The sequence below is a fragment of the Inquilinus limosus MP06 genome (assembly GCF_000767795.1).
Classification (GTDB): Bacteria; Pseudomonadota; Alphaproteobacteria; order DSM-16000; family Inquilinaceae; genus Inquilinus; species Inquilinus limosus_E.
In genome coordinates this window covers 1-7,226 of record NZ_JANX01000318.1, presented here as the reverse complement: position 1 = coordinate 7,226, position 7,226 = coordinate 1, and the positions used below count along the sequence as shown (strand labels likewise).

General features: G+C 68.7%; 7 protein-coding genes. 4 read left to right on the top strand and 3 right to left on the bottom strand.

The genetic code is table 11. The features are described 5' to 3' along the window. Both P409_RS21450 and trhA read right to left on the bottom strand, forming a co-directional pair. Positions 1 to 471 (bottom strand): hypothetical protein (locus tag P409_RS21450; RefSeq protein WP_152613472.1); only part of this gene is annotated, 471 nt, incomplete at its 3' end. A gap of 259 nt (positions 472 to 730) precedes the next feature. Beyond that, the gene (gene trhA / locus P409_RS21445; RefSeq protein WP_052121082.1) at positions 731 to 1,387 is read right to left on the bottom strand and encodes a PAQR family membrane homeostasis protein TrhA; all 657 of its coding nucleotides are present in this window, start codon (positions 1,385 to 1,387) and stop codon (positions 731 to 733) included. A gap of 652 nt (positions 1,388 to 2,039) precedes the next feature. On the opposite strand from trhA, the gene P409_RS21440 reads away from it, so the two are divergent. After that, positions 2,040 to 3,899 carry an LVIVD repeat-containing protein gene (locus P409_RS21440; RefSeq protein WP_034843468.1) on the top strand — a complete coding sequence of 620 codons (1,860 nt, stop codon included), beginning with the start codon at positions 2,040 to 2,042 and terminating at the stop codon, positions 3,897 to 3,899. 163 nt (positions 3,900 to 4,062) lie between these two features. Here P409_RS21440 and P409_RS21435 read toward each other — a convergent pair whose 3' ends face one another. Next, positions 4,063 to 4,275: a DUF1127 domain-containing protein gene (locus P409_RS21435; RefSeq protein ID WP_081991682.1), complete on the bottom strand. Its 213-nt coding sequence runs from the start codon at positions 4,273 to 4,275 to the stop codon at positions 4,063 to 4,065. Positions 4,276 to 4,420: 145 nt separating this feature from the next. Here P409_RS21435 and gcvA point away from each other — a divergent pair, with 145 nt between their 5' ends. The 3 genes from gcvA to P409_RS21420 form a co-directional block, all read left to right on the top strand. Then, the gene (gcvA, locus tag P409_RS21430) at positions 4,421 to 5,374 is read left to right on the top strand and encodes a transcriptional regulator GcvA (protein WP_034843464.1); all 954 of its coding nucleotides are present in this window, start codon (positions 4,421 to 4,423) and stop codon (positions 5,372 to 5,374) included. 347 nt (positions 5,375 to 5,721) lie between these two features. Further along, the gene (locus tag P409_RS21425; RefSeq protein WP_034843462.1) at positions 5,722 to 6,717 is read left to right on the top strand and encodes a BMP family lipoprotein; all 996 of its coding nucleotides are present in this window, start codon (positions 5,722 to 5,724) and stop codon (positions 6,715 to 6,717) included. A gap of 18 nt (positions 6,718 to 6,735) precedes the next feature. After that, the coding region (locus P409_RS21420; protein WP_034843458.1) for an ATP-binding cassette domain-containing protein at positions 6,736 to 7,226 on the top strand (491 nt) is incomplete at its 3' end.

Sequence of the window (7,226 nt, the reverse complement as noted above, 5' to 3'; positions counted from 1 at the left end):
GACGCCCTGGGCGACGGCCTGGCGCCGGTCGTTCTTCTCGTCCTGCCGGTGCTTCCGCCGAAGGTCGGCCTCGCGCCGCGCCTCCTCCCGCTGCTGCCGCAGCCTGGCCTGGAGTGCTATGGCGCGGCGGATGCCGAGAAACAGGCTGTTGAAGCAGGTCTCCGCGGTCCCGGCGCGGTCGAGATCACCGGCCGCGAGGGCGGCGACGCCGTCGGCCTGGACGGCGCGGGCCAGCCCTTGCGCCAGCGCCATCAGCTCGGACAGCATCGCGGCGTCGGCCCCGTCCTGCTCCGCCTCCCGCCGCAGCCTGGCCCGGAGCGCCACGGCGCGGCGGATGCCGAGAAAGAGGCGGCTGAAGCCGGCCTCAGCCTTGCCGGCGCGGTCGAGGTCGCCGGCCGCAAGGGCGGCGACGCCCTGGGCCTGGAAGGCCCTGGCCATCTCCAGGGCGAGCCGCGTCAGCCCGGACAGCACCTCCGCCTCCCGGGCAGCCTCGTCCGCGGCCGACGAGGCGGCGGACGGAGTCTCGGCTGGGCTGGCATCGATCATGATTGAATGAGAACAAACAATGAACAAAAAATCAAGTCAATTCATCTGCACGTCATGGCGAGCGAAGCGTGGCCATCCAGTCGCGCCGCCGGAGCGGGCCCCGCCAGCCTGGATGGCCACGCCCCTGCGGGGCTCGCCATGACGGTTCTCCCGCGGGATGGCGGCACAGGGGCCGGCGCCCGGTTCAGCCGAGCGGGACGACGGTGGCCATGATGCCGGTGAAATGCAGGGCGCTGCCCGCCAGCACGAACAGGTGCCAGATCATGTGGTTGAAGGGCAGCCGCTCCCAGACATAGAAGGCGACGCCGGCGGTGTAGGCGAGGCCGCCGGCCACGATCCAGCCGACCGCGGCGCCGCCGAGCGCAGACCAGACCGGGCCGATCGCCACCAGGATCAGCCAGCCCATGCCGAGATAGAGCGGCAGCGCGATGTGGCGGCCGTAGCGGCGCAGGCCCAGGCGCAGCACCACGCCGGTGATCGCCAGCCCCCAGATCACCGCGAACAGCGTCCAGCCCCAGGCGCCGCGCAGGCCCAGCAGCAGGAACGGCGTGTAGGTGCCGGCGATCAGCAGGTAGATCGAGGCGTGGTCGAGCAGGTTGCAGACATGCTTGAAGCGGGCCGATCGCGCCGCATGCAGCAGGGTGGAGGCGACATAGGTCAGCACCAGCGTGGTGCCGTAGACCGCCAGGCTGACGATCTCGAGCGCGCCGCCATAGAGGCTGGCCAGGACCAGCAGCACGACGAGTCCGGCCACGGCGAGGGCGGCGCCGACGCCATGGGTGACCGCGTTGGCGATCTCCTCGGCCAGGGTCTCGGTATGGGCGACGATCCCTTCGGTCATGGCATCAGTCTAGCATCGGATCCGGCCGCCGCCATGCGGCGCGATCATCCGGCGCGCCGGCCGGCCATCCGCCGGCCGCCCCTCGGCAGCCAGAACAGCAGCAACGATAGGCAGTAAAAGAATCGAATTTTGAGCAATATTGAATAGATCGCTTGCTATACTTTTTGATACTCCAAATCTTCTTGTCAGATTTCGTTTCATTTGCAATGGTGAAACCCAGAGTCGAATCTGGGGATCGGCACTTTGTCGCCTGATCCATAGATTTCGATGTTTCCGAGATCGAATAATCCGGGGAGACGAACTTGCATCCAATGCCTGCAGCCGATCGCGCGGCATGCCTTTCGTGAGTTCGCGCACACCTGCCTGAGAGCACTCGTACATCCCGGCGCCGGAATGGAACCGGGACAGACCGGGGCGTCGTCGATCCAACCCTGAGAGCGACTCCTCACCCTCTCCGTCATGGCGAGGAGGCGAAGCCGACGCGGCCATCATGGGCCGGTGTCGAATGTTTCGACGCGCCGAAAACAACCCGACCCAAAAGGAGCCGATCGTGGGGGAATCCGAAACGACAGGATTATCGGAGCGCATACGGCAAACAGCCCTTCGCTGTTCAAGGCAGATCGTTCTGGGGCTGGCCCTCGCGATCTCCACCGTGCCCCTGGCCCGGGCCCAGGAACTGGCGACACAGGCCGATCAGGCGGCCTATGGCGGCCGGATCGGCGTGCCGCTCCAGCAGGGCGACTTCGTCTATCTTCCGGCCGGAGCCACCGTCGCGGCCTGGGACTACCGGAACCCGGAGGCGCCCCGGCTGGCCGGCGACACGCGCCGGCAGCCGCTGCCCGGCGTGATCACCGGGATCGCGTCGCGCGGCCGCTATCTCTATGCCGGCTGGCAACGGCAGGACGGCACCTCCGGCCTGGCCATCTATTCCCTGCTCGATCCCGGGCGTCCACGGCTGGTCGATGGCGGCGCCTTGCGGAAGAACGCGGCGGCCGAGGCCATCACGGCGATCGCGATCGACGGGGACTATCTCTATGCCTTCGACGCCGAGAGGGGCGTGGTCGTCCATTCCCTGGCGGACCCGCTGTATCCCAAGGCCGTCCGGGTGGTCGAGGGCGGCCCGGCCGATGTGGCCGGCGTCTCCGGCAACCGCATCTTCACCTCGGCCCGGACGATGCTCGGCGACACCCTGCTGCAGGTGTTCGACAACAGCCGGAAGAATTTTCCCAAGCCGATCACCAGCGCAAACCTGGACGGGTTCGCCAATTTCCGCCTGCAATTTGCCTGGCCGCTGGCGGTCGGGTTCGGGCTGGGCGTCAATCTCTACTACCTGCCGCCCTGGGGCGGCCAGCCGCTGCTGTGGGGCAGCGCGGACCCGGGCGAGGCGTTGTTCAACGGCTTCATCGCCGGCGACAAGGCCTATGGCTTCGGCGCGTCCGGCGTCAGCGCCTGGAGCCTGCGCCTGCCGGTCCGCCGGGTCGGCCATGTCGATTTCGGCAATGCCTTCGCTGCGGAAACGACGGCCGTGCAGGGCCGGTGGGGATGGGTCGCCACCAGCACTGACCAGCTGGCCCTGTTCGACACGGGCAAGACGGCCCGCCTGGCCAGCGTGGTCGACACCGTCGGCGGCGCCGACGTCCGGGACGCGGCCGTCATCGACCGCACCCTGGTCCTGCTGCAGAACACCTATGGGCTGAGCGCGGCCGGCGACGGCGATCTCACGCCGACGGGACGGTTCGACGCCGACCTGCCGAAGGCCAAGCAGGCCCGCGCGTTCGAGGACATGGCGGTCGACGGCAGGCGGGCCTATCTGGCGGCCTGGGGCTACGGGCTGATCGTCGCCGATCTCGGCAACCCGTCATCGCCGCGCGAGCTGGGGCGCCTGCCCGCCCAGTTCTCCTCCGCGATCGCGGGGAAGGGCCGGCATGTCTATCTCGGCACGGCCACCAACGGAGGCTCGGTGACCTCCGTCGACGTGTCGAACCCGGCCCGCCCGGTGGTGCGGGGCTCGGTGCCGCTGGACACCCGGGTCGAGCGGCTGCAGCTGGCCGGACGGTTCCTCTTCGCGGCCACGGCGCCGGACGTCGCGGGCGGCCCTGCGGGAGGACTGCGCATCTTCGATGTCGGCAATCCCACGCGGATCAGCGAGACCGGGCGCTACAGCGACGATTGCGAATTCGCCAGTGACCTCGCCCTCAGCGGCGATGCCAGGACCGTTTATCTGCGCTGCTCGACCGGCCTGCACATCCTCGATGTGAGCCAGCCGGGCCGGCCGGTCCGCCTCGGGCTCTATGCGGCCAGCCAGGGCGACCGGGCGGTCGCGCTCGGTTCCGGAACGGCCTTCGTCGCGACGGATGGGGGTGTCGAGGAGGTCGATGTGCGCAACCCGCGCCGGCCGACCCTGCTGAACCGGTATCGGCTTCCGGCCGGGGCCCTCCGGCTGCGGGTGATGCCGGGCCGCCGCCTGTTCGTGTTCACCGGGACGGGCGGCCTGCAGATCATCAAGCTCTGACGAGAGCTTTTCGTACTGGCCCGACCTTCACCGTCATTGCGAGGAGGCGAAGCCGACGAAGCAATCCATCGGGCCGCTCGTGCTGCGGAATGGATTGCTTCGCTGCGCTCGCAATGACGGTTTTGGGAATTCCAAAATCTTTCCAGCGGGCCGTCGCTTTCAATCAGGCGCGCCAGAACGGCTTGCGGACCTCTTCCTCGACATCGCCGTGGCTCAGGCCGACATCGGCCAGGATGTGGTCGTCGAGGCTGGACAGGTGGCGGCGCTGACGCTCGCGGTCCTGCCAGTCCAGAAGCCGGTCGACCAGGCGCAGGACCAGGCCGCGGGGGGCGATGGCGTCGCGAGTGGCGGTGAGCGGGATTCCGGTGGCGGACATGGCGGTTCTCCTTGGCTTGCGAGGTCGGCTGCCCCCTCGGGGGCGCCTCCGCCTCACTGCTATAGTTGTGCTTTCGTTCTCGCTTCGACAAACGAGGCTTTCTCGTGCTATGACTTAGAAAAACTATCGCTCATCCGCCCCGCCCATGGCGCGCCGACTGCCCCCGCTGAACGCCCTCCGCGCCTTCGAGGCGGCCGCCCGCCATCTCAGCTTCGTCGACGCGGCCGATGAGCTCGCGGTCACCCCTGCCGCGGTCAGCCATCAGGTCAAGGCGCTGGAGGCGTATCTCGGCGTCGCCCTGTTCCAGCGCCTGCCGCGCGGCCTGGTGCTGACCGAGCAGGGGCGGATCCTGACGCCGCAGCTGACCCGCGGCTTCGACCGCCTGGCCGAGGCGGTGGCGCGGGTCCGGGTCGACGACGTCCAGACCGTGCTGTCGGTCACCGTCCTGCCCTCCTTCGCCGTGCGCTGGCTGCTGCCGCGGCTGGCCGGGTTCCGCCGCCTCAATCCCGGCCTCGAGATCGAGGTCCACGCCCAGCACCAGGCGGTGGATTTCCGCCGCGAGCGCGTCGACATCGCCCTGCGCTACGGCCGCGGCGGCTGGGCCGGCCTGCATGTCGAGCGCTTTCTGGACGACGAGGTGTTCCCGGTGTGCAGCCCGCGGTTGCTGGAGGGCCCGCGCCCACTGCTGGCCCCCGCGGATCTGCGCCACCACACGCTGATCCACGACGTGCTGACCGGCGACGACGAGCCCTGGGTCACCTGGCAGCACTGGCTGCTGCATTTCGGGCTGGACGATGTCGACCACCGCCGCGGGCCGCGCTACAGCGACAGCCACATGATGCTGGAGGCCGCGGCCGCCGGCGAAGGCGTGGCGCTGGGCCGCAGCTCGATCATGGCCGACGACCTGAGCAGCGGCCGGCTGGTGCGGCCCTTCCCGGACAGCCGGATCGCCGACTACGCCTATCACTTCCTGTGCCGGACCGACGCCATCGACCGCCCGGCGGTGCGCGCCTTCCGCGACTGGCTGGTCGCTGCGGCGGCGGAGGACCGGGCCGCTCCGGGGAAAGCCACCCCGCCCGTTTCCGCCTTTGGCGGTTGAGAGCGGCCGATAGGCCTTTTGTCCGATATTAACACTGATTTTCAACGCAAAATTTGCTTTGACCGTTTGGTCAGGTTTTCGTTACGGTTCGACTTCAGGAGAGGCGGCGCCGATGCCGGAGAAACCGGTCGCGGCGCCAGGTGAGGCTTGCGGTTCGTCATCTCCCGGCAGGATGTCCGGGATCGAGCCCCTGGGAGAGATGATGACGACGGCATCCGACGCCGGCGCGGCCGGCCTGCTCCATATCCTCCACCCATGTCCCGACGACAGGCCCTCGCGGTGCTGGCGCCCCTTGGGCATGGCAGATATCCTCTGACACTCGGTTTGACAGGGAGCGTCTTCCAACAATGAAAAAGCTTCTCTCCGCCCTCGCCCTCTCCACGGCGCTCGTGGCCGGGGCTGCCTTCGCCGACGAGGTGAAGCCGGCAGTGGTCTTCGACATGGGCGGCAAGTTCGACCGCTCCTTCAACGAAGGCATCTACAACGGCTCGAAGAAGTGGTCCGACGAGACCGGCATCAAGATCGCCGAGTTCGAGGTCACCAACGAATCCCAGCGCGAGCAGGCGCTGCGCCGCATGGCCGAGAACGGCGCCAACGTCATCATCGCCGTCGGCTTCGCCCAGGCCCCGGCGCTGGAGATCGTGGCCGACGAGTTCCCGGACGCCAAGTTCGCGATCATCGACGCGGTGGTCGACAAGCCGAACGTCCAGTCGATCGTGTTCAAGGAGCAGGAAGGCTCCTTCCTGGTCGGCATCCTGGCCGCGATGGCGTCGAAGACCCATACGGTCGGCTTCGTCGGCGGCATGGACATCCCGCTGATCCGCGCCTTCGGCTGCGGCTATGTCCAGGGCGCGCATTACGCCGACCCGAAGATCACCGTGCTGCAGAACATGACCGGCACCACCCCGGCCGCCTGGAACGACCCGACCAAGGGCGGCGAGCTGGCGCGCAGCCAGTTCGACCGCGGCGCCGACGTCGTCTACGCCGCGGCGGGCGCCACCGGCCTGGGCGTGCTGCAGGCCGCCGCCGACGCCAAGAAGCTGTCGATCGGCGTCGACAGCAACCAGAACATGCTGCATCCCGGCTCGGTCCTGACCTCGATGGTCAAGCGTGTCGACGTCGCCGCCTACAACGTCTTCAAATCGGCCCAGGCCGGCACCTTCAAGCCCGGCGTGAACGTGCTGGGCCTGAAGGAGGACGGCGTGGGCTGGGCGGCCGACGAGAACAACGCCAAGCTGGTCACGCCCGAGATGAAGGAAAAGGTCGACGCGGCGACCAAGGGCATCATCGACGGCTCGATCAAGGTCGTCGACTACCGCACCGACAATTCCTGCCCGATGTGACGGCGGCATCCCACCGCGATGAGCAATGATGGCGTGACCCGCGCCGCGACGGTCGGCGGAGCCCCCACCGGGGCCCCGCCGGCCATCGAGCTGCGCGGCATCAGCAAGAGCTTCGGCCCGGTCAAGGCCAACCAGGACGTGTCGCTGACCATCGCGCCCGGCACGATCCACGGCATCATCGGCGAGAACGGGGCCGGCAAGTCGACCCTGATGTCGATCCTGTACGGCTTCTACGAGGCCGACAGCGGCGAGATCCTGGTCGACGGCCAGCCGAAGCGCATCACCTCCTCCAGCGACGCGATCGCGGCCGGCATCGGCATGGTGCACCAGCACTTCATGCTGGTGGAGCCGTTCACGGTGCTGGAGAACGTGATCCTGGGCGCCGAGGGCGGCGCGCTGCTGGCCGGCGGCAAGTCCCGGGCGCGGGCCGAGCTGCAGCGGCTGGAGCGTGAATACAGCCTGGAGGTGCCGGTCGACGCCGTGGTCGGCGACCTGCCGGTCGGGCTGCA